This is a genomic window from Vibrio sp. L5-1, from assembly GCF_021728315.1.
GTDB lineage: Bacteria > Pseudomonadota > Gammaproteobacteria > Enterobacterales > Vibrionaceae > Vibrio > Vibrio splendidus_K.
This window is the reverse complement of record NZ_JAKKCQ010000010.1, coordinates 18,956-43,118: the sequence shown is the minus strand read 5'-3', so window position 1 is coordinate 43,118 and position 24,163 is coordinate 18,956. Positions and strand designations below refer to the sequence as shown.

General features: G+C 44.7%; 29 protein-coding genes and 1 riboswitch. Of the genes, 14 read left to right on the top strand and 15 right to left on the bottom strand.

From position 1 onward, the window contains the following. Positions 1–115: 115 nt before the first annotated feature. From mpl to thiQ, 5 genes are all read left to right on the top strand, one after another. Positions 116–1,474, top strand: coding sequence for a UDP-N-acetylmuramate:L-alanyl-gamma-D-glutamyl-meso-diaminopimelate ligase (mpl, locus tag L3V35_RS22720; protein WP_237300692.1), 1,359 nt, complete (start codon positions 116–118; stop codon positions 1,472–1,474). Positions 1,475–1,512: 38 nt separating this feature from the next. Further along, the gene (locus L3V35_RS22715) at positions 1,513–2,136 is read left to right on the top strand and encodes a flavin prenyltransferase UbiX (RefSeq protein ID WP_017080883.1); all 624 of its coding nucleotides are present in this window, start codon (positions 1,513–1,515) and stop codon (positions 2,134–2,136) included. Between the two features lie 43 nt (positions 2,137–2,179). Then, positions 2,180–2,299, top strand: a riboswitch (TPP riboswitch). Positions 2,300–2,352: 53 nt separating this feature from the next. Then, the gene (thiB, locus tag L3V35_RS22710) at positions 2,353–3,345 is read left to right on the top strand and encodes a thiamine ABC transporter substrate binding subunit (RefSeq protein WP_054548278.1); all 993 of its coding nucleotides are present in this window, start codon (positions 2,353–2,355) and stop codon (positions 3,343–3,345) included. Positions 3,346–3,469: 124 nt separating this feature from the next. Beyond that, positions 3,470–5,083: a thiamine/thiamine pyrophosphate ABC transporter permease ThiP gene (gene thiP / locus L3V35_RS22705; RefSeq protein WP_054548279.1), complete on the top strand. Its 1,614-nt coding sequence runs from the start codon at positions 3,470–3,472 to the stop codon at positions 5,081–5,083. Beyond that, positions 5,083–5,787 (top strand): thiamine ABC transporter ATP-binding protein, encoded by a 705-nt coding sequence (gene thiQ / locus L3V35_RS22700; protein ID WP_020477151.1) that lies wholly within the window; start codon positions 5,083–5,085, stop codon positions 5,785–5,787. Before thiP ends, thiQ begins: the two co-directional genes overlap by 1 nt. Before the next feature lie 108 nt (positions 5,788–5,895). On the opposite strand, the gene yjgA is transcribed toward thiQ, so the two are convergent. After that, positions 5,896–6,420 (bottom strand): ribosome biogenesis factor YjgA, encoded by a 525-nt coding sequence (gene yjgA, locus L3V35_RS22695; RefSeq protein ID WP_017083748.1) that lies wholly within the window; start codon positions 6,418–6,420, stop codon positions 5,896–5,898. Positions 6,421–6,538: 118 nt separating this feature from the next. Here yjgA and pmbA point away from each other — a divergent pair, with 118 nt between their 5' ends. Next, positions 6,539–7,882 carry a metalloprotease PmbA gene (gene pmbA / locus L3V35_RS22690; RefSeq protein WP_017086694.1) on the top strand — a complete coding sequence of 448 codons (1,344 nt, stop codon included), beginning with the start codon at positions 6,539–6,541 and terminating at the stop codon, positions 7,880–7,882. 140 nt (positions 7,883–8,022) lie between these two features. Here pmbA and mgtE read toward each other — a convergent pair whose 3' ends face one another. From mgtE to L3V35_RS22630, 12 genes are all read right to left on the bottom strand, one after another. After that, positions 8,023–9,378, bottom strand: a complete 1,356-nt coding sequence (gene mgtE, locus L3V35_RS22685; protein ID WP_017089958.1) for a magnesium transporter — start codon at positions 9,376–9,378, stop codon at positions 8,023–8,025. Positions 9,379–9,526: 148 nt separating this feature from the next. After that, positions 9,527–9,802 (bottom strand): HPr family phosphocarrier protein, encoded by a 276-nt coding sequence (locus L3V35_RS22680; RefSeq protein WP_004735299.1) that lies wholly within the window; start codon positions 9,800–9,802, stop codon positions 9,527–9,529. A 2-nt stretch (positions 9,803–9,804) separates the two neighbouring features. After that, a complete protein-coding gene (rapZ, locus tag L3V35_RS22675) occupies positions 9,805–10,674 on the bottom strand; it encodes an RNase adapter RapZ (RefSeq protein ID WP_054548280.1) in 870 nt (289 codons plus the stop codon). Position 10,675: 1 nt separating this feature from the next. After that, positions 10,676–11,137 (bottom strand): PTS IIA-like nitrogen regulatory protein PtsN, encoded by a 462-nt coding sequence (gene ptsN, locus L3V35_RS22670; protein WP_004738707.1) that lies wholly within the window; start codon positions 11,135–11,137, stop codon positions 10,676–10,678. Position 11,138: 1 nt separating this feature from the next. After that, a complete protein-coding gene (gene hpf / locus L3V35_RS22665) occupies positions 11,139–11,426 on the bottom strand; it encodes a ribosome hibernation promoting factor (RefSeq protein WP_004735302.1) in 288 nt (95 codons plus the stop codon). 72 nt (positions 11,427–11,498) lie between these two features. Beyond that, positions 11,499–12,959: an RNA polymerase factor sigma-54 gene (locus L3V35_RS22660; RefSeq protein WP_004735303.1), complete on the bottom strand. Its 1,461-nt coding sequence runs from the start codon at positions 12,957–12,959 to the stop codon at positions 11,499–11,501. A 54-nt stretch (positions 12,960–13,013) separates the two neighbouring features. Beyond that, the gene (lptB, locus tag L3V35_RS22655) at positions 13,014–13,739 is read right to left on the bottom strand and encodes an LPS export ABC transporter ATP-binding protein (RefSeq protein ID WP_004735304.1); all 726 of its coding nucleotides are present in this window, start codon (positions 13,737–13,739) and stop codon (positions 13,014–13,016) included. Positions 13,740–13,741: 2 nt separating this feature from the next. Beyond that, positions 13,742–14,236, bottom strand: a complete 495-nt coding sequence (gene lptA / locus L3V35_RS22650; RefSeq protein WP_004735305.1) for a lipopolysaccharide transport periplasmic protein LptA — start codon at positions 14,234–14,236, stop codon at positions 13,742–13,744. Then, positions 14,217–14,780: an LPS export ABC transporter periplasmic protein LptC gene (gene lptC / locus L3V35_RS22645; protein ID WP_004735306.1), complete on the bottom strand. Its 564-nt coding sequence runs from the start codon at positions 14,778–14,780 to the stop codon at positions 14,217–14,219. Before lptC ends, lptA begins: the two co-directional genes overlap by 20 nt. Continuing rightward, positions 14,777–15,334: a 3-deoxy-manno-octulosonate-8-phosphatase KdsC gene (gene kdsC / locus L3V35_RS22640; RefSeq protein ID WP_054548282.1), complete on the bottom strand. Its 558-nt coding sequence runs from the start codon at positions 15,332–15,334 to the stop codon at positions 14,777–14,779. Before kdsC ends, lptC begins: the two co-directional genes overlap by 4 nt. Continuing rightward, a complete protein-coding gene (locus tag L3V35_RS22635; protein ID WP_237300691.1) occupies positions 15,334–16,305 on the bottom strand; it encodes a KpsF/GutQ family sugar-phosphate isomerase in 972 nt (323 codons plus the stop codon). Before L3V35_RS22635 ends, kdsC begins: the two co-directional genes overlap by 1 nt. Before the next feature lie 34 nt (positions 16,306–16,339). Continuing rightward, positions 16,340–17,305, bottom strand: coding sequence for a calcium/sodium antiporter (locus L3V35_RS22630; RefSeq protein WP_004735309.1), 966 nt, complete (start codon positions 17,303–17,305; stop codon positions 16,340–16,342). A gap of 265 nt (positions 17,306–17,570) precedes the next feature. On the opposite strand from L3V35_RS22630, the gene mlaF reads away from it, so the two are divergent. From mlaF to L3V35_RS22590, 8 genes are all read left to right on the top strand, one after another. Then, on the top strand, positions 17,571–18,365 hold the full coding sequence (gene mlaF, locus L3V35_RS22625) for a phospholipid ABC transporter ATP-binding protein MlaF (RefSeq protein ID WP_004735311.1): 795 nt from the start codon (positions 17,571–17,573) through the stop codon (positions 18,363–18,365). A 1-nt stretch (position 18,366) separates the two neighbouring features. Next, a complete protein-coding gene (gene mlaE / locus L3V35_RS22620; protein WP_004735312.1) occupies positions 18,367–19,146 on the top strand; it encodes a lipid asymmetry maintenance ABC transporter permease subunit MlaE in 780 nt (259 codons plus the stop codon). A 2-nt stretch (positions 19,147–19,148) separates the two neighbouring features. After that, positions 19,149–19,640: an outer membrane lipid asymmetry maintenance protein MlaD gene (gene mlaD / locus L3V35_RS22615; RefSeq protein WP_237300690.1), complete on the top strand. Its 492-nt coding sequence runs from the start codon at positions 19,149–19,151 to the stop codon at positions 19,638–19,640. A gap of 52 nt (positions 19,641–19,692) precedes the next feature. Further along, entirely contained in the window at positions 19,693–20,322 is a 630-nt protein-coding gene (locus tag L3V35_RS22610; protein ID WP_237300700.1) for a phospholipid-binding protein MlaC, read from the top strand. Beyond that, entirely contained in the window at positions 20,322–20,630 is a 309-nt protein-coding gene (locus L3V35_RS22605) for a lipid asymmetry maintenance protein MlaB (protein WP_004735315.1), read from the top strand. The genes L3V35_RS22610 and L3V35_RS22605 overlap by 1 nt, the downstream gene beginning before the upstream one ends. 13 nt (positions 20,631–20,643) lie before the next feature. After that, the gene (gene ibaG / locus L3V35_RS22600) at positions 20,644–20,898 is read left to right on the top strand and encodes a BolA family iron metabolism protein IbaG (RefSeq protein ID WP_004735316.1); all 255 of its coding nucleotides are present in this window, start codon (positions 20,644–20,646) and stop codon (positions 20,896–20,898) included. 8 nt (positions 20,899–20,906) lie between these two features. Further along, positions 20,907–22,172: a UDP-N-acetylglucosamine 1-carboxyvinyltransferase gene (gene murA, locus L3V35_RS22595; protein ID WP_054548286.1), complete on the top strand. Its 1,266-nt coding sequence runs from the start codon at positions 20,907–20,909 to the stop codon at positions 22,170–22,172. Between the two features lie 150 nt (positions 22,173–22,322). Further along, a complete protein-coding gene (locus L3V35_RS22590; RefSeq protein WP_004735318.1) occupies positions 22,323–23,048 on the top strand; it encodes a 1-acylglycerol-3-phosphate O-acyltransferase in 726 nt (241 codons plus the stop codon). 124 nt (positions 23,049–23,172) lie between these two features. Here L3V35_RS22590 and L3V35_RS22585 read toward each other — a convergent pair whose 3' ends face one another. Both L3V35_RS22585 and pyrI read right to left on the bottom strand, forming a co-directional pair. Beyond that, positions 23,173–23,562: a RidA family protein gene (locus tag L3V35_RS22585; protein ID WP_009847729.1), complete on the bottom strand. Its 390-nt coding sequence runs from the start codon at positions 23,560–23,562 to the stop codon at positions 23,173–23,175. A 135-nt stretch (positions 23,563–23,697) separates the two neighbouring features. Beyond that, positions 23,698–24,159, bottom strand: coding sequence for an aspartate carbamoyltransferase regulatory subunit (pyrI, locus tag L3V35_RS22580; RefSeq protein ID WP_192889453.1), 462 nt, complete (start codon positions 24,157–24,159; stop codon positions 23,698–23,700). Positions 24,160–24,163: the final 4 nt, after the last annotated feature.

Here is a 24,163-nt window from a genome sequence, read left to right as displayed (position 1 = left end):
TGTCGACTAAATTTGTTTTGCATTGCTGCTCGCTTTTAATCGCCATTTAATGATAATGAGTGCAAGTAGTTTGATTTAGACATGGCTCATTTAGCCAAGCGTTTGGAAGCAATATATGCATATTCACATCTTAGGAATTTGTGGCACCTTCATGGGTGGTGCCGCGGTATTGGCTCGTCAATTAGGTCACAAGGTTACGGGTAGTGACGCGAATGTTTACCCTCCAATGAGCACTTTGTTGGAATCACAAGGGATTGAAATTATTGAAGGGTTCGACCCTAGTCAATTAGAGCCAAGGCCTGATCTCGTGGTTATCGGTAATGCGATGAGCCGTGGTAACCCGTGTGTTGAGTATGTATTGGATAATAACCTTAGATACACATCAGGCCCGCAATGGTTGCAAGAATTTCTACTGCGTGACCGTTGGGTTCTTGCGGTCTCGGGAACGCATGGCAAGACCACTACATCAAGCATGTTGGCTTGGATCTTGGAAGACTGCGGCTATGCACCGGGCTTCTTAGTTGGCGGTGTGTTGGGTAACTTTGGTATCTCTGCTCGCCTTGGTGAAAGCATGTTCTTCGTGGTTGAAGCCGACGAATACGACAGTGCTTTTTTCGATAAACGATCTAAGTTCGTTCATTACCACCCAAGAACCTTGGTGATGAATAACCTAGAGTTCGATCATGCGGATATCTTTGATGATCTTGAAGCGATCAAGCGACAGTTCCATCATCTGGTTCGCACTGTGCCAAGTAATGGTCGTATTTTCTCACCGAAGCAAGATACGGCTATTGAAGATGTTCTATCTCGTGGGTGTTGGAGTGAGACTGAATCGAGCGGCGAACTTGGCGATTGGGATGCCAAGAAACTGGTTAAAGATGGCTCTAAATTTGAGGTCTATTTCCAAGACGAATGTGTTGGAACCGTAGACTGGGATTTGGTTGGCGATCATAACGTAAGTAATGCCTTGATGGCGATTGCGGCGGCAAGACATGTCGGTGTGACACCCGACTTAGGATGTGAATCACTGGCGACTTTCATTAATACCAAGCGTCGCTTAGAGTTTAAAGGCGAAGTGGCAGGTGTTTCTGTCTATGACGATTTTGCTCATCACCCTACAGCGATTGAACTTACTCTGGGTGGCTTACGTAATAAGGTCGATACGAAAAAAATCATTGCTGTTTTAGAGCCTCGTTCTGCCACCATGAAGCGTGGTGTGCATAAAGAAACCTTGGCTGATTCGCTCAAACAGGCGGATTCTACCTACTTATTCCAACCAGATAACATTGATTGGTCTGTACAAGATGTTGCCGATGCGTGCCATCAGCCCGCACATGTAAGTGATGACATGGATGCATTCGTTGCTAGAATTGTCTCAGAGGCACAAGCGGGCGACCAAATCTTAGTAATGAGTAATGGTGGCTTTGGTGGTATTCACCAGAAATTGTTGGATGCGTTGGCACTCAAAGGCTAACGGTATTCACGACCTTATATTTTGAAGTAATTGAGAACATGACAAAACACGATAAAGCTATAACCCTCGCTTTCACTGGCGCATCAGGTGCGCCTTATGGCCTGCGTTTACTTGAATGCCTTTTGGCGGCGGATTATCAGGTCTATTTAATGATATCGTCGGCTGCGCGAGTGGTGTTGGCGACCGAGCATGAACTTAAGCTACCTGCTGGACCAGATGCCGCGAAACAAGCTTTGGTTAAGCATTTAGGCTGCGACCCAGAAAAGCTGGTGGTGTGTGGCAAAGATGATTGGTTCTCACCGGTTGCCTCTGGTTCTGCAGCGCCGAAGCAGATGGTCGTTTGCCCATGTTCAGCGGGAAGCTTGGCTTCAATTGCTCATGGCTTATCGGATAACCTGATTGAGCGTGCTGCAGATGTGGTCATGAAAGAACGAGGCCAACTGTTGTTAGTGGTTCGTGAGACGCCATTCTCGACGCTGCACTTAGAGAACATGCATAAGCTATCGACCATGGGCGTGACGATTATGCCTGCCGCTCCGGGTTTTTATCATCAACCCAAGTCGATTGAAGATCTGGTCGATTTTATGGTGGCGCGCATTTTGGATCATCTTGGTATCGAGCAAGGTTTAGTGCCACGTTGGGGTTACGATCAACGTAATTGATCCAAACTTGATAGCTTATTGTTAAAATTCGAATTACAATTCTGAACACTCATCGGGGAGCGAACCATTCAAATAATGAATGCGAGCTGAGATCAAGCAAGTGCTTGGGACTCGTAAACCTGAACCAGATAATGCTGGCGTAGGAATTGAGTTAGGAACAACTTCTACCGTTCTCCTCCCTCAAACCTGTGCCGCTCAGACCATGGAGAGCGTCCAGTGAAATTCACATTAACAACTCTTGCTGTTACTACAGCCATCTCTTTTTCTGCCTTTGCTGCAGACAATACCCTAACGGTTTATACCTATGATTCTTTTGCTGCGGATTGGGGCCCTCGTCCTGCCGTTGAAAAAGCATTTGAAGAAAAGTGTGGCTGCGATGTGAACTTTGTCGCGCTAGAAGATGGCGTGTCTATTCTGAACCGCTTGCGCCTTGAAGGCGGTAACAGCAAAGCAGATATCGTGTTAGGCCTAGATAACAATCTGATGGCTGAAGCGAAAGCGACGGGCTTATTGGCTGAGCACAATGTTGATACGTCTTCAGTGACACTTCCTAACGGCTGGGACGACAGCACCTTTGTTCCTTATGATTTTGGTTACTTTGCGTTTATCTATAACAAAGAGAAACTAGCAAACCCACCTAAGAGCTTGAAAGAACTGGTTGAGCAGCGTGACGACCTTAAGGTTATCTACCAAGACCCACGTACATCAACGCCGGGTCAAGGCATGATGCTATGGATGAGGTCGGTATACGGTGATGAAGCGGCGGCAGCTTGGAAGAAACTTGCTCAGAAGACGGTTACGGTTACTAAAGGTTGGTCTGAAGCTTACTCTATGTTCTTAAAGGGGGAGTCGGACTTAGTCTTGTCTTACACAACATCTCCTGCTTACCACATCATTGCAGAAAGTGATTCTAAGTATGCAGCTGCAAGCTTTGAAGAAGGTCATTACACTCAAGTGGAAGTGGCAGCGAAAGTTAAAGGCAGCAAAAATGAAAAACTGGCCGATGAGTTTATGGCGTTTATCTTAAGTGATGAATTCCAATCGGCGATGCCAACGGGCAACTGGATGTACCCAGTGACGGATATCGAGCTACCAAAAGGGTTCGATCAGTTAACAGTACCGCAGAAAGCTCTGAGTTTTACGCCTGAAGAAATCGCTGCTAAGCGTAAGCCATGGATTCGTGAATGGCAGAGTGCACTTACTTTTTAAAGGATTAGCCTTCTAGCTTAACTTTCTAAAGATGAGTTTCCTAAAGCTCAGCTTTCTAACTTTCTGTATTTAAAGGTTCGTTCGATATTAACTGAGTGAACCACTTACGGTAAAAAATCAATTTATGATAAAGAAAACACCTAAGGTCGGGATCTGGGTTGCGATACTCATTACCGCCTTTGTGGTTTCAGCAGTTGGGGCATTGCTTAGCAATGCCCCTTCTCTTGATATCAGCCAAGTATGGTCCGATCCTTACTATTGGCATGTAACGAAATTCAGTTTTTATCAAGCGACACTCTCAACTGTGCTGAGTGTTGGCTTTGCTATACCTATTGCTCATGCTTTGTGTCGCAGGCAATTTTTTGGGCGAGCTCTGTTGTTAAGGCTGTTCGCGTCGACCTTGGTTTTGCCTGTGTTAGTCGGTGTGTTTGGTTTGCTTGCAATTTATGGCAACAGTGGTTGGTTAGCTAAATTTCTGGCGAACTTCGATATTGAATTACCATTCTCCATCTATGGATTGAATGGCATTTTGCTCGCACATGTCTTTTTTAATCTGCCCTATGCCAGTCGTTTACTTTTACAAGCTTTAGATACCGTGCCTGCAGAGCAACATAAGCTGTGTGCTCATTTGGGTATGAGTCATTGGAATAAATTTAAATGGGTCGAATGGCCGCGATTGAGACAACAACTGCCTCATGTATGTGGCTTAGTCTTCATGTTGTGCTTTACTAGCTTTGCTACCGTGATGGCGCTAGGTGGAGGTCCGAAATCGACCACTATCGAACTCGCTATTTATCAAGCGATTAAATTCGACTTTGACTTACAGGCTGGTGCCTTGCTCGCGATATGGCAAATGCTGCTGTGTGGAGTGCTCGCGGTGAGTATTCAGCGCCTGTCGAAACCTATTTCAGTGACGGCCAGTCAGTTGTCGGAAGAGAAATATTTGGTTAAGGACTGCTGGTGGTCAAAAGCTTGGGATAGCTTTTGGATCATAGTAGTCTCAATGCTGGTATTGCCGCCATTAGCCATGGTTATCGTCAGTGGTATTAACTCACAAGCACTGACTGTGCTCAGCAGCGAACCGTTTTGGACTGCGCTAATGACCTCAGTTAAAGTTGCGTCCTTAGCAAGTGTTATTGCCGTCGGTATTGGTATTGCGATACTCCTGACCAGTCGTGCATGGCGTTTGCAGAACAAGAACTTTAGAGCCGATAAAATCGAGCTGATTGGTACCATTATCTTAGTGACACCTGGATTAGTGATCAGTACGGGACTCTTCTTATTACTGCGTTCATTTACCGATGTATTTAGCTTAGCTTTCTTTATTGTGATTGCAGTAAATAGCTTGATGGCACTGCCTTATGTGATAAAAACCTTAGCCCAACCTATGTTGCATTTATCTCAACAGTATCAATACGTGTGTGCAAGCTTGGGAATGACAGGTTTCACACGTTTTAGGCTGGTGGAGTGGCGCGCACTACGTAAACCAATGGCGCAAGCCTTCTCTATTAGTTTCATGCTGGCGATGGGTGACTTAAGTGCTATTGCCTTGTTTGGTAGCCAAGATTTTAGAACGCTGCCTTTGTATCTATTCCAATTGTTAGGCAGCTATCAAATGGAAGCTGCGGCGGTGGTTTCGGTGAGTTTGCTGCTGCTGAGTGTGGGCAGTTTTAGCTTAATAGAATTTTTATTTACTCGAAGATCAAAGCCTAATGCTAAAGAGTTAAGGAACCGATGATGTTAGTGATGAAAGAGGTGGACTACCACTATCACCGAGAGTTGTTTCGCTTTGATTTCCAAGCTGAGCAGGGCGACATTGTCGCGTTGATGGGGCCGAGTGGCGCTGGTAAATCAACGTTGTTGGCGCTAGTTGCGGGATTCATAGAGCCTACATCGGGTGAGATCTCAGTGGCAGGACAATCGCTTATTGGTAAAGAAGCGCACCAACGTCCATTGGCGATGTTGTTCCAAGAACACAATCTTTTTGCCCATCTCACCGTACGTGAAAATATTGGTTTAGGGCTGCATCCAGGATTAAAGCTTACAGCAACCCAAAAGCTCAAAGTTGAGCAAGCAGCCGCACAAGTAGGTGTTGCAGAGTATTTAGATAGATTGCCTGAGCATTTATCGGGTGGCCAGCGCCAGCGTGTCGCGTTAGCCCGCTGTTTTGTTCAGCCTCATGATATCTGGTTGCTTGATGAACCTTTCTCTGCGCTTGATCCTTTGCTGCGCGAGGAGATGCTTAGCTTAGTGAAGCGATTAGCGGCAGAACGAAATATTACGGTATTGATGGTGACGCACCATTTAGGTGATGCACGCAGTATCGCGAATAAGTTTATTTTTGTGGCGCTAGGTAAGGTGTTGGTTGAAGACTCGATAGAGGTACTGACCGCTACTCATCCACAGCAAGAATTAAGTTCGTTTGTTAAAGCGGGTGAGTGACGACTGAGTATTGGTCTTGATGGCTTTTGATATTGAGTAAGTCGAAAACAAAAAGACCTAGCATGTGCTAGGTCTTTTATTATCTTTCTGAGTAAAAGGAGACGAAGGTTAGTCGCCTTGCTTTAGCTCTTTTAAGATTTGGAAGATCTCGCGAGAAGACTTCGCTGGCTTGTTTGCTGATTTCTCTTTGTTAGCTTGGCGAGCTAGCTGACGAAGACGTTGACGGTCTGCTTCAGGGTACATTTCCATAACGTCAGAAATGGCAGCATCGCCTTCTGCAACAACGCGGTCACGCAGTTGTTCTAGTTTGTGCAGTTCAACTGTTGCTTGAGAGTGTTTGTTGCGAATTTTATCTAAAGCCGCTTGAATTGGCTCTGGATCTACATTGCGCATTACTTTACCAATGTATTGAAGCTGACGGCGCTTTGCTTCATTTTTAAAGCGTTGTGCATCTTTAATCGCTTGTGCCAGGTCTTCAGACAAAGGGAACTTATCAAGAATAGAAGGCTTTAGTTCAACAAGCTCTTCTCCCAGCTTTTGCAGGGCATCCATGTCCGTTTTCATTTCTGTCTTACTTACCCAGATGATTTCTTCTTCTGGTTCCCATGGGGCTTTTTGGTTTTTGCGAGCCATCTTTTCTGCCTATGTCACTATCTCAAACGAATATATTGCCTATTTTAGCAAGAATCTTGGGGAGAAAGCGAAATTCTTGTTATCCTACCTAATATTGACCTAAAAAATTAGAATAGATATGGATGTAAAACAGCAAGTCGCCCAGCAAAGAGTTGAGCTAGAAGCCGCAGTAGCTAAAGCGTTGGATATGGCATCAGTGAGTGCAGACGCAGCTGAGGTCGCTATTACTAAGTCAACGGGTTTAAGTGTTTCAACACGTATGTGTGAAGTGGAAAACGTTGAATTTAATAGTGATGGTGCTCTAGGTATTACTGTTTACCGCGGCCAGAAAAAAGGCAGCGCATCTACATCTGATCTGAGTGAAAAGGCAATTGCTCAAACAGTAGCGGCTGCGCTTGATATCGCTCAGTACACTTCTGAAGACCCATTTGCAGGTCCTGCCGCAAAAGAATACATGGTAAAAGAAATTCCAGATTTGGACCTTTTCCACCCTGATGAACCAAACCCTGACTATGCCGCTGAGATTGCGATTGCTGCTGAGAAGCAAGCGCTAGCTTATAGCGACAAGATCAAGCAAAGTGATGGTGCAAGCTACGACAGTCACTATGGTGTTAAGGTTTATGGTAACAGCCATGGCTTGCTAGCAAGCTACGCCTCAAGTCGCCATAGCACGAGCTGCTGTGTGATTGGACAAGGCGCTAATGGTGAAATGGAACGTGACTACAGCTACACCGTTGCACGTCATCGTGATGAGCTATGGGCGCCTGAGCGTGTTGGTCAAGAAGCGGCAGAAAAAACCATCAGCCGTTTGGATGCTAAAAAGCTACCAACAGGCCAATATCCAATTATGTTCGCGAACGATGTCGCTACAGGTCTAATTGGCCACCTTGTGATGGCAATTAGCGGTGGTAATCTTTACCGTAAGTCTTCGTTCTTACTGGATCATCTAGGTCAGAAAATCTTGCCAGATTGGTTCAATATCTCTGAGCGTCCCCATATCTTACGTGGTTTGGCTTCAAGCCCATTCGATAGCGAAGGTGTGTTCACTCAAGATCGTGAAATCATCACCGACGGTGTGTTAGCAACTTACCTACTAACGAGCTACGCCGCACGTAAAATGGATATGACACCAACTGGTCATGCGGGTGGTATTCATAACTGGTTCGTTAAATCGACCGGTCAAAACTTTGAGCAAATGCTAAAAGAGTTAGGCACAGGCTTCCTTGTGACTGAAGTGATGGGTCAAGGCGTTAATACCGTGACAGGTGATTATTCTCGTGGTGCTGCAGGTTTCTGGGTTGAGAACGGAGAGATCCAATACCCAGTATCGGAAGTGACGATCGCGGGCAATCTAAAAGATATGTTCACTCAGATTGTAGCTGTAGGTAACGACGTTGAAACTCGTTCACAAATTCAAACAGGTTCTATCTTGCTTGAATCGATGAAAGTCGCGGGTGAGTAATTTGCTTTAGTTTAAATCTGAAGTTCAAGCCTGAAGCTTAAATTTGACGCATTAAAAAAGGGAGCTTTGAGCTCCCTTTTTGTATTTAGCGTCTTAACTTAAAATAGGCTATCTGTTTATTCACACTAGGTCAGTATGAGTTAGATAAGTATCGTGGCTAGGCCTAAGAATACCGATAGGCCAATCACATCGGTTACTGTGGTCAGAGCCATACCGCCAGCAAGGGCAGGGTCGATATTCATCTTCTTCAGCATCACAGGAATGGTTACACCGGCAATACCCGCGACAATCAAGTTTGTCATCATCGCTGCTGAGATGATGCCTCCCAAGATCCAATTGCCTTTCCAAGCAACCACTATACCGCCAATGATAACGGCCCATAGAATGCCGTTAAGGAAGCCGATAGAGGCTTCTTTGAGTAGTAGTTCGCGTTTGTTACTGTCACCAATGTGACCAAGCGCTAAACCGCGAATCACTAGAGCGACGGTTTGGTTACCTGCAACACCACCCATGGAAGGTACGATAGTCATCAAAACGGCAATCGCGGCCATCTCATTCAGTGTGGCCTCAAACATATTAGACACAGACGCTGCCGCGAGTGCTGCTAAAACGTTTGCACCTAACCATACACTACGACGACGAGCGGATTTTACGACTGGTGCGAAGGTATCTTCGTCATCATCCATACCCGCCATACTCATCATTGAGTGTTCAGCATCTTCACGAATGACATCAACCACGTCATCGATAGTGATACGACCGACAAGATGTTGATTACTATCGACTACTGGGGCAGAAACCCAATTACGACGTTCGAACAGGCTAGCGATATCAGAGGCGCTAGTTTCGACCGCGATCGCTTCGTCGGCATCTTCCATCACTTCTGAAACAGACACATCAGGCTGAGTCGTAATTAGTGTGCTGAGCGATAGGTTACCAATGAGGCGTTCGTCATCATCGATAACATATAATGCATCGGTAGCGTCAGGTAATTCACCACGCATACGTAAATAACGCAGTACGACCTCAACATCGACATCACCACGGATCGTGATTACGTCGGTGTTCATTAACGCACCCGCTGAATCTTCTGGGTACGATAGTGCGGTTTCAACTAAAGCGCGATCAACGGAGTCCATTTGAGAAAGGACTTCGCGAGAAACATCGTCCGGTAGGCTTCGAAGTACGTATGCGACGTCATCGGTTTCCATACCTTCGGTTGCTTCTGCCAAGGTTTCTGGTGCCATTTTTGACACAAGAGCATCTTTGACGTCTTCGTTTAGCTCATCAAGAATTTCACCGTAGTCTTCTGGATCGGTGAGTTGCCAGAGTACGTCACGACTTTTGCGAGGGGAGGCTTCTAAAAGGTGTGCAATATCCTCAGGTTCCATATCCTGAAGTTGTCGGCGTACGTGAACAAATCGGCCGTTTTCTAGGGCTTCGCTGACTTCTTGGAGGGTTTGGTGAGCTTGGTCGAATTCTAATTGCTCTGCCATATTTTCCTCCTATCTCATTATTCTAACAATGCTTGGAATAGTAACTTAATTCTGGGGCTTATTTAAATCATTAACTTAGGTAGAACTAAGAATTAATATTGGTTGATGCGTGGTTTGAGTTTTAGATGTTGTGAGTGAAGCGTTTTTGCTACTCGCCCTCATCAAACCGGTCTTCAATTAGGTGACAAACGGCATCAAGCGCTTGCTGTGAATCGGTGCCTGCGGCTTGGATAGTGATGTGTTGCCCTTGCGCCGACTCCAGCATAAGTAGCCCCATTACACTGTCTGCTGTTGCCGTTTTATCTTCTTCACTATGGATAGTGATGGTTGCATCAAAGCTTTGTGCAAGCTCAACCAATTTTACGGCTGCTCTAGCGTGAAGACCCAAGCGATTTTGGATCAGTACAGTTCGAGTTAATTCCATGGTTAGCCCTGTTGGTGCTTCTCTAGGGAGGCGTGTCTGATTTGAACTTGATGGCCAAGTTGTTCGAAGTATTCACCAATTTTCTGAGTTAGGTAAACCGAGCGGTGTTTACCGCCAGTACAACCAATCGCGACCGTTAGATAACTGCGATTATTCTTCTCTAACATTGGCAACCACTGCTCAACAAAGCCTTGAATTTGCTGCTTGAGTTCAAGAACTTCTGAGTGTTTTTCAAGAAAAGAGTGAATGGGTGCGTCAAGACCCGTTAATGGTCGTAGTGCTGGTTCCCAGTGAGGGTTTGGCAAAAAGCGAACATCAAACACATAGTCAGCATCACTTGGTAGTCCGTATTTGAAACCGAAAGATTGAAAGACAATGATCAGCTCTTGCTTCTCTTTGCCTTCAACTTTAAATCGAACCTTTTCGCTCAACTCGTAGAGGTTGCAGTCACTGCTGTCAATCACAATGCTGGCTTGTTCTGCGAGAGGTGCTAGGAGTGTCTTTTCTAAATCAATCGCTTGCTCAAGAGATAACTTTTCTTGGCCGATCGATAAAGGGTGGATTCTGCGTGTTTCACTGTAGCGTTTGAGTAGCGTTTGCTTACTTGCGTCTAGGAACAAAACGTTCACATCAATATCAGTGGCGGCTTCTAGTTGTTCTAGTGTCTCTGTAACTAACTGCGGTTCTTTCGGTAGGTTGCGAATATCAATGCTAACAGCGACGTTTTGATTGATCTCGCGTACCGATTCGACGAAGTCGCTTAGCAGGTTTACTGGAAGATTATCAACACAGTAATACCCCAAGTCTTCAAGGACTCGTAACGCAACACTTTTACCGGCCCCAGATTGGCCACTCACAACGATTAATCGCATGTTATTGCTCGCAAGTTGGCACTTGGATCATGATGTCGTAAAGCTCTTGATCGCTTTGAGCATTACGCAACTGTTTAAGAGTCTGCTTGTCGTTAAGTCGTTCTGCCATACATGAAAGGGTTTTTAGATGCTCCTTGCACTGTTCACTTGGAACAAGCAGGGCAAATAGTAGGTCGACAGGACGATTATCAATCGCATCAAATTCGATTGGGTCTTGGCATTGTAGTAATACAGCTATCGCTTTATCACTGACATTCATACGAGCATGAGGAATAGCGATGCCATTACCAATACCAGTACTGCCCATTTTTTCACGGCTCAACATGCACTCAAACAGTTCTGTTGAATCTTGACCACAGCTTTCTGCAGCGATCTGACTGATGAGCTCAAGGGCTCTTTTTTTGCTTGTGCATTGGACTGCACTTTTGGTGCAGTCCAATGAAAGTACTTCGCTTAATTGCATGTTAGTGACTACTTAGCTTTTCTTTGTGCTTGTTGAGTTGGCGGACGAGTTTATCAACCAATGAATCAATCGCGGCATACATGCTTTCATCAGTTGCTGTCGCATGGATTTCCCCCTGATTTATATGCAGGGTAGCTTCCGCGATTTGATTGATTTTCTCAACTTTTAAAACAACCTGAACGCTATTGATATGATCAAAGAAGCGCTCAAGTTTGTCGAATTTAGTGCGAACATAGTCTTGCATTGAATCGGTAAGATCAACGTGATGGCCTTGAATATTGATTTGCATAGACTTTCCTTTTCAGTTGGTTGCCAGGTTATAACCAAATTAATAGTTAACTAAATAGCTAACTAAATTAGCTTATAGCAGGCGTTTACGCTGACTCGATGGGGCAATGCCCAGAGACTCACGGTATTTCGCTATGGTACGTCTAGCTACCTGAATTCCTTGGTCAGCCAGTAAAGCAGCAATCTTACTATCACTGAGAGGCTTCGCGGTATTTTCCGCTGCGACAAGCTTCTTAATCAGTGCGCGAATTGCTGTAGATGAACATTCACCGCCATTGTCAGTGCTGACATGGCTTGAGAAAAAGTATTTGAGTTCGAAGATGCCACGTGGCGTGTGCATGAATTTTTGAGTCGTCACACGAGAGATCGTGGATTCGTGCATATCAACGGCTAACGCAACATCATTCAGAACCATTGGCTTCATCGCTTCTTCGCCATGTTCGAAGAAATCACGCTGATGTTCAACAATGCATCGCGCAACTTTGAGTAGCGTCTCATTTCGGCTTTCTAAGCTTTTGATTAGCCATTTTGCTTCTTGCAAATTTGAGCGAATGAATTGGTTGTCTGCACTGCTGCCCTTGCTACCAAGAGCGGCATATTGCTGATTTACTTTCAGCTTAGGGACACTATCAGGGTTAATGGTGACTAACCACTTTCCAAGATCTTTGAACACCGTTACGTCAGGAACCACATATTCAGTTTCGTCCGGTGTAATTTTACTGCCAGGTCGAGGATCCAATTGCTGAATCAACTGCAGAACTTCACGTAGTTCCGCTTCTTTCAGCTTGGTTTCTTTGATGACTAATTTGTAATCGCGGTTACCGAGTTGGTCGATGTGGCTAGTAAGTACTAACTTAGCTTCGTTAAGCCAAGGGGTATCCTGGGGAAAGGTTGCCAGTTGCAGTAACAAGCAATCTTGTAGGTTCACTGAACCGACACCCAGCGGGTCAAACTGCTGAACTCGTTTGCGGACGGCTTCAATCTCATCAAGCTCTACTTCTTCGCTATCGAAGTTTTCAAGGATATCTTCACAAGATACGGTGAGGTAGCCATAGTCATCAATGGCATCAATCAGCGCGAAAGCAATGCTTCGGTCAGTTTCAGAGAATGGTGTTAGGTCGAGTTGCCAAAGTAGGTAATCGTGTAGGCTTTGAGTCGTTTCGCCTTGATAAACAGGCATGTCGTCATCAATCGCAATACCAGTGTTACCTGTGTTTGCGCTGTAGACGTCTTCCCAAGTTGTGTCGATTTCTAGTTCGTTGCCAATTTCTGATTTTTCGATTAAGTCTGAACTATCAGGTAAATCTTGCTCTGTGGCTTCAACTGTTTCTTTCTCGTCACTGCTAGGTTTCTCTTCCGATGTAGGCGTATCTTCATTGCCTTCTTCGACATCGAGTAGTGGATTAGATTCAAGTGCTTCTTGAATCTCTTGCTGCAAATCTAAAGTAGACAATTGCAACAAACGAATCGCTTGCTGCAATTGAGGAGTCATTGCTAACTGTTGGCCTAGCTTAAGTTGTAATGAGGGTTTCATTCAGTGTGACTTACCTAGTTATTATTCTTAGAACTCTCGATACTCTCTATATAATCATAGACGGAATTGTTCGCCTAGATAAACTTGTTTAACTTGTTCGTTATTGAGAACATCTTCAGGAGTACCCTCAGCGATCAGATGTCCTTGGCTTACGATATAAGCTTTTTCACACACATCTAATGTTTCACGAACGTTGTGATCGGTAATCAAAACGCCCAAGCCGCGATCACGTAGGTGAACAATGATTTTCTTGATATCGATAACTGAGATCGGGTCAACACCGGCAAACGGTTCATCCAGCAGAATGAATTGCGGGTTTGCTGCTAGAGCTCGAGCAATCTCCACACGACGACGCTCACCACCTGACAGAGCCATACCATTACTGGTGCGGATATGTTGGATGTGGAACTCTTCTAGAAGGTCTTCCAGCTTATCTTGGCGCTGTTCGTTAGTCATTTCATCACGGGTTTGTAAAACGGCCATGATGTTGTTCTCAACAGACAACTTACGGAAAATAGATGCTTCTTGCGGTAGGTAACCGATACCAAGACGAGAACGACTGTGCATTGGCAAGATACTGATGTCACGGTCGTCAATGCTGATAGTACCTTCATCACGTGCAACCAGGCCAACTATCATATAGAAAGAGGTCGTTTTCCCCGCACCGTTAGGGCCAAGCAGACCAACGATCTGGCCTGACTCTACCTGCAAGCTTACATCGGTAACAACTTTGCGCTTGCTGTAGGTTTTCGCTAGGTTTTTTGCTTTAAGAACAGCCATCGTTACTTATTCACTTCCGTTGGTTGTAAAACCGTTGACACTCGTTTGTTTTCACCACTGTCAGCGACTAATTTTTGAGAGCCGATCTGGTAGGTGATCTTAGAGCCACGGATGATGCTGCCATCTTGAGATAGCATTGCATTCTTAGTCATGATCAATTTGTCGGCAACAAGCTGGTAATGTAAGTCGTCAGCTTCACCGTAGAGTGTCTTCCCGTCGTCAGTCAGTTGAGAGAAGGTCGCTGGCTTACCGAAGCCTTGAATTTCTTCAATCTCACCGTTTACGGCGTTGCGGGTAACAATAACCTTATCGGCATTGATATTGATGCTGCCTTGCTTAAGGTTTACATCACCAAGGAAAGTCACTTGGTTACTTTTCATATCCAATTGCTGGCTGTCTGAGTCAATGTAGACAGGTTGCTCGCTATCCGAAGAAAGGGCATAGACATTAGGCGCCGCAAGGGTCAAAGCGAATAAACTAAGGTGTAAGAGTTTCATATCTACCTTGAACAGAATTAAAGAGGGTTGCATTGTTGGTACCGAAGTTACCTTTCATTGCTTGTCCCTCAGTTTCAAAAAATGTACCGATCATATGGACCGGAGTCTCTGAATAAAAATCTCGGCTAGGCAGCTCAACAACCATTTTATCTGTGGTCATTGTATCGAAGCTGGCTTCTGGCAACAGGTTCTTTGCCACGACGTTGTCATAAAACGTGACAACTTGATTCTCATCCATAATCGCGCGATCAGCGGTGACTTGCCATTCAATCGTGTGCCCTTCTCTGAATACCGAAAGAACCGGGTTTTGAAAGTGCGTATCGCCAACCACTGAGTAGTGCTCTAAATACGTCGATTCAACCTGATAGCTACGAATACCGCTTTCGTCATAGCTAATGTTGTTTAGACTTTTGCCACTAAACGCGGGCAGCTCCAAATTTGGAGCCACTTGTATCGTTGATGTTTGCTCTTTGTCGTACAAGTAATAGGTCGACCAAGAGGCAATAAATATGAGTATTAAATAGATAATACGAGTAAAACTCATATGCTTAAACCTTTATGCACGTCGAGTTCATTTCTTGCTTGTAAAATAAGGTCGCAAACTTCACGTACCGCACCGTGACCACCGTTAATGGTTGTCACGTAATTTGCACGCTTTGCAAGTAGTGGATGACCATCTGCAACACATACTTTCAAGCCAACTTTTTCCATCACAGGCCAGTCGATCAGATCGTCTCCGATGTAGCCCGTATTTTCAGGATTCACTGAAAGTTTATCGCAAATATCTTGATAGGCCTTAACTTTATCATCCTGACCTTGGTAAATAAGCTTAATACCGAGAGCGGTCATTCGATTCTCAACAATTTGAGATTTACGGCCAGTGATGATTGCAATTTCGATACCGGCGCTCATCAGTGACTTAATGCCATAGCCATCACGAGTGTGGAAGGTTTTTAGTTCTTCACCGTTGTTGCCCATGTAGATGCGACCATCTGAGAATACGCCATCGACATCGCAAATAAGCAATTTGATCTCTTTTGCTACGGCAAACACTTCTGAATCTACCGTGCCGTATAGAGTTTCGACTGTCTGTGTCATTACATTACTCCTGCTTTGAGTAAGTCATGCATGTTTAACGCTCCGACTAGTTTGCCTTCATGGCACAACATTAGGCCATTGATGCTCTTAGCTTGCATCAAGTTCAAACCCTCAACCGCGAGCATGTTTGGTTCTGCTACCGTCGGATTTAGCGTCATCACATCGCCGATCTGCGTATCATGGATATCGATGCGTTTGTCTAGGATACGGCGCAAATCACCATCAGTGAAAATACCGGCCATTAGACCGTCTTCACCCACGACTGCCGTCATCCCCAAGCCTTTTTGAGATATCTCCAAAAGAGCGTCTCGTACCAATGCTTCCGGTGTTACCACTGGGAGCGCATCGCCCGTATGCATGATATCTTCAAGCTTCAATAATAGTTGTCGACCCAAAGCGCCGCCAGGGTGGGACAAAGCAAAATCTTGCGCAGTAAAGCCTCTGGCTTGTAAAAGTGCGACGGCTAATGCATCACCCATCACCAAGGTAGCCGTTGTACTGGTTGTTGGCGCAAGACCAAGTGGACACGCTTCTTCTGGTACTGATATTTGTAAATGAATATCAGATAACGTCGCCATGTTTGATGCTGGCTTACCTGTCATGCTGATAATCTTGATGTTCAAACGCTTCAATACCGGGAATAAGCTTAGGATTTCACCTGATTCGCCAGAGTTGGATATTGCTATCACAACATCGCCAGCCCCGATCATTCCTAAGTCACCGTGCGCAGCTTCCCCTGGGTGTACGAAGAAAGCGGATGTCCCAGTACTTGCTAGTGTTGCTGCGATTTTTTTGCCGATGTGGCCAGATTTCCCCATGCCCATCACAACCACTTTTCCTTTGTTGTTCAGGATAAGGTCGCAAGCTTTGCAAAAGTCATCATTAAAATATTGGTCCAATTGAGTAAGACCTGCAACTTCGGTTTCCAAAACTTGCTTTGCAACACTGCGATAATCGAATGACTGAGACATTAAATACTCCAAGTACGGGAAGTTAAATCAATAATTAAGCTGACATGTTCATAAGTAGGTAAGCTTGGTAGGCCACGAATGTCACAATTAACACACCGCCTTCAATACGATTCACACTACGTGATTTACCTAGCGCCATGACGACAAGCAGTAGCGATACGCCTAGCATTACCCAGAAATCACGACCCATCGCAAACTCGCTCAAGACTGAAGGGTTGAGGATGCCAGGGATACCCATAACAGCAAGGATGTTGAATACGTTCGAGCCAATGATATTACCCACGGCCATATCATCCTCACCCTTCATTACGCCAGCAAGTGATGCTGCTAGCTCAGGCAGACTTGTACCAACGGCAATAATGGTTAAACCAATCACAAGGTCGCTCATGCCAAAGAATTTCGCGATAACAACGGCGTTATCAACCAACATGTTGGCAGCTAGAGGCAGAATTATCAGACCAACTACCACCCACATTGCGGCTTTAGGGTTGCTCACGCCTTCAGGAACTTCAGATTCTTGTTCTTCAAGGAAGGCATCGCCGTTCTTTTTCTCACTGCGGCTGATTTGCAGCATTGCGAATAAGAATGCGGCAAAAAGAACAAACAACAATACGCCTTCGTAGAACCCTAAATGGTTGTCCCACAGCAAAGCACCCGCTAGTAGAGTGACACCAATCATCAATGGTAGTTCACGGCGAATCACACCAGAGCTAATTGATAGCGGTTTGATAAGCGCTGTAATACCCAAAATCAGTGCGATGTTGGCGATGTTTGAACCGAGAACGTTACCTACAGCCGTATCTGTTTTTCCATCAAGAGCAGCTGTTGCTGAAACCATCATTTCAGGAGCCGAAGACCCCATTGCTAGAATCGTCATACCGATAACTAATGGTGAGATACCAAAGTTGCGAGCAAGAGCAGCGGCGCCGTAAACCAGCTTATCTGCACTCCACACCAAAAAACCTAGACCGATAATAAGAAACGCAATCGCTTCAAGCATGATGATTCCTAAAAAATTAATAAAAAACGGAGAATTAACCGCTAATTTTGACCTGTTGCTAGATAAAAGGGAAGTCACTCGGCAAATTAATTACCAGTTAGCAGGCAAGAAAGAGAGCTCAATAGATAATTTTCTAAGGCTTTCAAATCCCTGCATAGATTCCTGTTTAATATGAATTAATTGAACAGTGCTTTTAATTCTAAAGTAGACTCATTATTATTGCAGCCATAATTGGCGTATTTTAAAGCAAGGAAACAACAAAAATATGTTGAACACTGAGCTTGTGAAAGTTAAGAACCTCAGCTTCTCACGCGGTGAGCGCGTTATCTTTGATGACATCAGTTTAGAGGTGCCTCAAGGCAAAATAACCGCAATCATGGGCCCGTCAGGGATCGGTAAAACGACCTTGCTGCGTTTGATTGGCGGACAATTACCGCCAGATGAGGGCGAAATTTGGTTTGATGGCGACAATATCCCTGCATTATCACGTCGAAAGCTATATCAAGCACGTAAAAAAATGAGCATGCTTTTCCAATCGGGTGCACTTTTTACTGATCTTAATGTCTTTGATAATGTGGCGTTTCCGCTGCGAGAGCACACTGAACTTAACGAAAAATTCATTCGTACCATCGTATTACTTAAGCTTGAAGCGGTAGGGTTACGAGGTGCTGCGCAATTGATGCCGAGTGAATTGTCTGGTGGGATGGCGAGACGTGCTGCGTTGGCTCGTGCGATCGCATTGGATCCTGAACTTATCATGTACGATGAGCCGTTTGTTGGCCAAGACCCGATCACTATGGGCGTCTTGGTTGAGCTGATCCGTAATCTCAATCAAGCTTTGGGCTTGACCTCTATTGTCGTTTCTCATGATGTGCCTGAGGTGATGAGTATTGCCGATTGGGTTTATCTGATGGCTGATGGAAAAATCATTGCTGCTGGTGCGCCTGATGAGCTGTACAACAACAGCGATCCGAGAGTGCAGCAATTTTTGCAAGGTGACGCGGATGGCCCTGTGCCGTTTAGATTTCCTGCGAAGAGCTTAAAAGAGGATTTGTTTTAATATGATTGTTAAAGCTATTGCGGGTGTCGGTAAGCGAACACTTGCGATCTGTGAGTCATTTGGTCGAGCAAGCCTGATGTTATTTGGGGCTTTGTTTGGCATCCCGAGACTAAAGAATTTCCCTTTATTCGTTAAACAACTTTATAGCGTTGGTGTTCAGTCATTAGCTATCATTTTAGTTTCGGGTTTGTTTATTGGCATGGTGCTCAGCCTGCAAGGCTATGTCGTGTTAATCGACTACGGTGCTGAAGGTAATCTTGGTCAAATGGTCGCGCTTTCACTGTTACGTGAGTTGGGCCCAGTGGTGACTGCGTTATTGTTTGCAGGCCGCGCAGGTTCAGCATTAACGGCTGAAATCGGCTTAATGAAAGCAACCGAACAGATCTCTAGCCTTGAAATGATGGCCGTCGATCCTCTCAAACGCATTATTGCGCCACGCCTTTGGGCTGGGCTTATCTCAATGCCACTGCTCGCTATGATCTTTATGGCGGTCGGGATTTGGGGGGCTCAGTTGGTTGGTGTTGATTGGAAGGGCATTGACCACGGCAGTTTCTGGTCAGCGATGCAGTCTTCCGTTGAGCTAGGTCGAGATATTGGTAACAGCACGATCAAATGTATGGTCTTTGCTATCACAGTAACTTGGATCGCACTTTTTAATGGTTATGATGCGGTACCGACCTCAGAAGGTATTAGTCAGGCAACCACACGCACTGTAGTGCACTCTTCTCTAGCGGTATTAGGGCTAGATTTTGTTCTTACCGCATTGATGTTTGGGAATTAATCATGCAACAAACTCGAAAATTAGAATTATGGGTCGGCACCTTTGCTATTGTCGGAATTTGCGCAATCTTAATCATGATCTTTCAAGTCGCTGACGTAAAAGGCTTAGGTTCGAACCATACTTACAATCTAAAAGCGACCTTTGACAACATTGGTAGCCTAAAAGTTCGCTCTCCAGTGAAGGTGGGTGGCGTCGTTGTCGGTCGAGTTAAAAGTATTGAGCTTGATACCGAGAGTTACCTTCCTGTCGTTGAATTATCTATTGATGCGAAGTACTCACAATTTCCAGATACCTCTAGTGCTCAAATCTTAACGTCTGGCTTAATCGGTGAGCAGTACATCAGTCTGGTTCCTGGCTTCATTTTTGATGATGAAGAGATGTTGGTTGATGGTGATTCTATTGAAGACACCAAGTCAGCATTAGTACTAGAAGATTTGATTGGCCAAGTGCTGTATAGCGTTGGTGGCTCTGATGACAGCGAAGTTAAGGAATAAGATGATGTTGAAAACTATTAGTCACTTCAAAGTTATCGGTTACTTGAAATCAATGTTTATGGTAGCAATGGCTTCACTTATTTCTGCTCAAGTTTTTGCTGCAGAATCGATTGATCGCACTCAGCCTTATCAGATGATGACGCAAGTTGCTGAAGTGGCATTTGATCGTTTAAAGAGTGAGCAAGAGAATATCCAGCAAGATCCTGAGTTATTGAAGGTCATTGTGGAAGATGAATTGATGCCTTATGTGAACGCGCAATATGCGGCACTTAAGTTGTTAGGACCTAACCTAAAAGGGGCGGACAGAAAAGACGTACGTGTATTTATCGATGCGTTCCGTAAATACCTCGTTTCTTCTTACGCTCAAGTACTGACTCAGTACTCGGATCAGACGATTGAATTTGGTCCAGAACCAAAAATCAAAGCAGATAGCCGTATTACCAGTATTAAGGTTAGTATCTTAGATACGCCGCGACCAAACATTAAGCTTGAATTTAAGCTACGCAAAGACAAGAAGTCAGGCGAGTGGAAGGCGTTTGATATGGTTGCTGAAGGTATTAGCCTGTTATCGAGCAAGCAATCAGAGTGGAATACTAAAATTCGTCAAGAAGGCATTTTACAAGTTGCCGATGAATTAGAGAAACTTGCAGCACAACCGATTCGTTTTGAGAGTAATAAATAATGAGCCACTCTCAATGGCAAGCACTAAGCTCTAAAGAGTATCAGCTGCTCGGTGACATAGACCGAGACAGTGTCCCTGCAATCTGGCGTATATTGGAAAAGTGGCAAACGACGGAATCGAGCGTTGAAATTGACCTTAGCCATATAAATCGAGTCGATTCAGCAGGAATGGTGATGCTAATTCACTTATTAGAGCATGCAAAAAATCAAAACTGTCATATAATGCTCAGTTTCGTGCCAGAACAATTACGAACGTTGTTCCAATTGAGCAATATCCAGCCAATGATGGCAGAACACATAAAAAATTAGGCAGGAGCTATTTGTGGACAGCACAAAAGTACAAGAATTATTAGCAGCGGCACTGAACCTTCAGGAGATTTTCGTGAAGGGTGAAGGCAGTCATTACGAAGTTGTTGCGGTTGATGCATGTTTTGACGGCATGAATCGAGTTAAGAAGCAGCAACTAATCTACGGCCCACTAATGGAATACATTCAACGCAATGACATCCATGCTCTTTCTATTAAGGCTTTCACGCCAGAAGAGTGGGAACGTGATAAGAAACTGATGTCACTTTAAGGTTTATGATGGAAAAGTTTCGAGTTATTGGATCGGATAAGCCGTTAAGCGGTGAAGTGACGATCTCAGGCGCAAAAAATGCAGCGCTACCTATTTTATTCGCCTCAATCCTTGCTGAAGAGCCGGTTGAAGTGAGTAATGTTCCTCACCTACGTGACATCGATACTACGATGGAATTGCTTAAGCGTTTAGGCGCAAAAGTATCACGTAACGGTAGTGTTCATGTTGATGGCAGCGAAATTAATGAATTTTGTGCGCCTTACGATTTAGTAAAAACAATGCGTGCTTCTATTTGGGCTTTAGGTCCTCTAGTCGCTCGTTTTGGTGAAGGCCAAGTGTCACTTCCTGGTGGTTGTGCAATTGGCGCTCGACCTGTTGATTTACATATCCATGGCCTAGAGCAACTAGGTGCGACCATTAAGTTGGAAGATGGTTATGTAAAAGCAAGTGTTGACGGCCGTTTGAAAGGCGCGCACATCGTGATGGATAAAGTAAGTGTGGGCGCCACCATTACTATCATGTGTGCAGCAACACTTGCTGAAGGAACAACTGTTTTGGACAATTCAGCGCGCGAGCCTGAGATTGTTGATACGGCTGATTTCCTAAACAAACTAGGTGCTAAGATTTCTGGCGCAGGTACAGACACGATTACTATCGAAGGCGTTGAGCGTCTTGGTGGTGGTCATCACTCTGTGGTTGCTGACCGTATCGAAACGGGTACGTTCCTTGTTGCTGCTGCTGTTTCTGGCGGTAAAGTGGTTTGTCGCAACACCAACGCTCATCTTCTTGAAGCTGCATTAGCGAAGCTTGAAGAAGCGGGTGCGAAGGTTGAAACAGGCGAAGACTGGATCAGCCTTGATATGACAGACCGTGAGCTGAAAGCGGTGAAAATCGTAACAGCACCTCACCCAGGTTTCCCAACCGACATGCAAGCACAATTTACTCTGCTTAACATGATGGCGAAGGGCAGTGGTGTTATCACTGAGACTATCTTTGAAAACCGCTTTATGCACATCCCTGAGTTACAGCGAATGGGCGCAAAAGCGGAAATAGAAGGCAACACGGCTATTTGTGGTGAAACCAAAAAATTGAGCGGCGCTCAAGTAATGGCAACGGACCTTCGCGCATCTGCGAGTCTTGTTATTGCTGGCTGTATTGCTCAAGGTGAAACCATTGTTGACCGTATTTATCACATCGATCGTGGCTACGATAAGATTGAAGATAAATTGTCAGCCTTAGGCGCAAACATTACACGGTTTAGCGAGTCGAACTAACTTAGGTTAGTGAGTTCATGAATCAGTAAGATGAAAACAGAAAAGTCGGAACCTTGGTTTCGGCTTTTTTATAGTTGTATTTACCGTCAGTGAATCTGTTGCCTATTTTGTGCAAATAGATGAATCAACTTGGCGGTTGTGAGGAACAAAATGATAGCAATATTACGTATTTTCGCAGTGGCGATATTTGCGATTCTTATGTTTGTATTTGGGTGTGGTTACTGTCTACTAAGCCCACGCAACCCGAAACACGTATTTACCTTTGGTCGTTATTTCGGTCGTATGTCGAAAATCTTTGGTATGAAGTTAGAGCTTCGTATCCCGGAAGATGCTTACTCTCGTGGCCAACATGTTTACGTTGCAAACCACCAAAATAGCTGGGATCTATTCACGATTTCATCAGCGGTAACACCTAAAGTTGTGACTGTTGGTAAGAAGAGCTTAGCGTGGATGCCTCTTTTTGGTCAGCTGTATTGGCTGACGGGTAATATCCTAATCGACCGAGCTAACCGCAGCAAAGCGGTAGGTACGATTGACCAAGTGGTTACTAGCCTTAAAGAGAGTGATGTTTCAGTATGGATGTTCCCTGAGGGGACTCGTTCTCGTGGTCGTGGTTTGTTGCCATTCAAAACGGGTGCTTTCCATGCTGCGATTGGCGCTGGCTTACCTATTATCCCTATCGTGTGTAGCTCAACAGGTGGCGTGAAGCTGAACCGTTGGAACAATGGTCATGTGATTGTTGAAATGCTGCCACCAATCAGTACTGAAGATTACGATAAGTCTAATGTTCGTCAACTGGCTAACCTAGCTCGTGAGCAGATGGCTGCGAAGCTTGAAGAGTTAGACAAAGAAGTGGTTGAGCTTAATAAGAAGTAATCATCTAAGCGAAACGATGAACAATAAAAAAGGTTGCCAATTGGGCAACCTTTTTTGTATCTGATAAACGCTCAGCTTTATGCCAACTTGTTTACTAGAAACCGTTTATTCTAGATATTAAAACCTATTTGCGAACCGCAATAGCTTCGATCTCGATACCCACATCTTTTGGCAGACGCGCTACTTCAACACATGAACGTGCAGGGTAGTTTGCAACACCGTGCTCATCAAAGAACTTACCGTAAACTTCGTTTACTGTACCGAAGTCGTTTAGGTCTTTAACGAATACCGTTAGTTTTACGATGTCTTTTACAGTCAGGCCAGAAGCTTCAACAACCGCTTGAACGTTGTCTAGAGATTGGCGAGCTTGCACTGCGATATCAGCAGATACTTCACCAGTTGCTGGGTTTACTGGGATTTGACCAGAAGTCAGAACCATATTACCAAGGTCAACACCTTGTACGTATGGGCCGATTGCAGCTGGAGCTGATTCTGTGTGAAGTACTTTAGTCATTGGTTATTCCATCAGTTATTGGATAAAAAGCGATTTTTAGTGTGCCTTCAAACTTAGGATAGGTAAAGAGCAAAATACCCCGCACAGGCGAGGTATTGAATAGTTTTTGCGTTCGATCGATGTTGCCGTATGACGTTATCTTTCTGTCACGATCTCACGAGAGAAGACTTTTTCGCAGTATTTACACTTCAATCGAATATCTTCTTTCTTTTCAAAGATCTTAAAGCTGCTTTCTACGGGCTCGTTGTGAGTAATGCAGTTGGTGTTTGGACACTCGAACACATCGTTGATTTGCTCAGGAAGTTCCAATGCTAGCTTCTTAACCACTTCGTAATCTTCGATTTGGTTTACCGTTGCGTGAGGTGCGTAAAGTGCTAACTTGCTCGCTTGTTCTTCCGTGATAAACACATTCTCTATCTTGAGTAAGTCTTTACCGCCTAGAGCAGAAGATGGCAGGTTTAGGCCAATCGTTACTCGCTGATTAGAGTTATGCATGTCGAACAGTTTGAGTACCTTGATCCCGATGTTGGCTGGGATATGGTCGATAACCGTTCCGTTCTTGATTGCTTCAACTTTTAATTGAGTCTCTTTAGACATGATA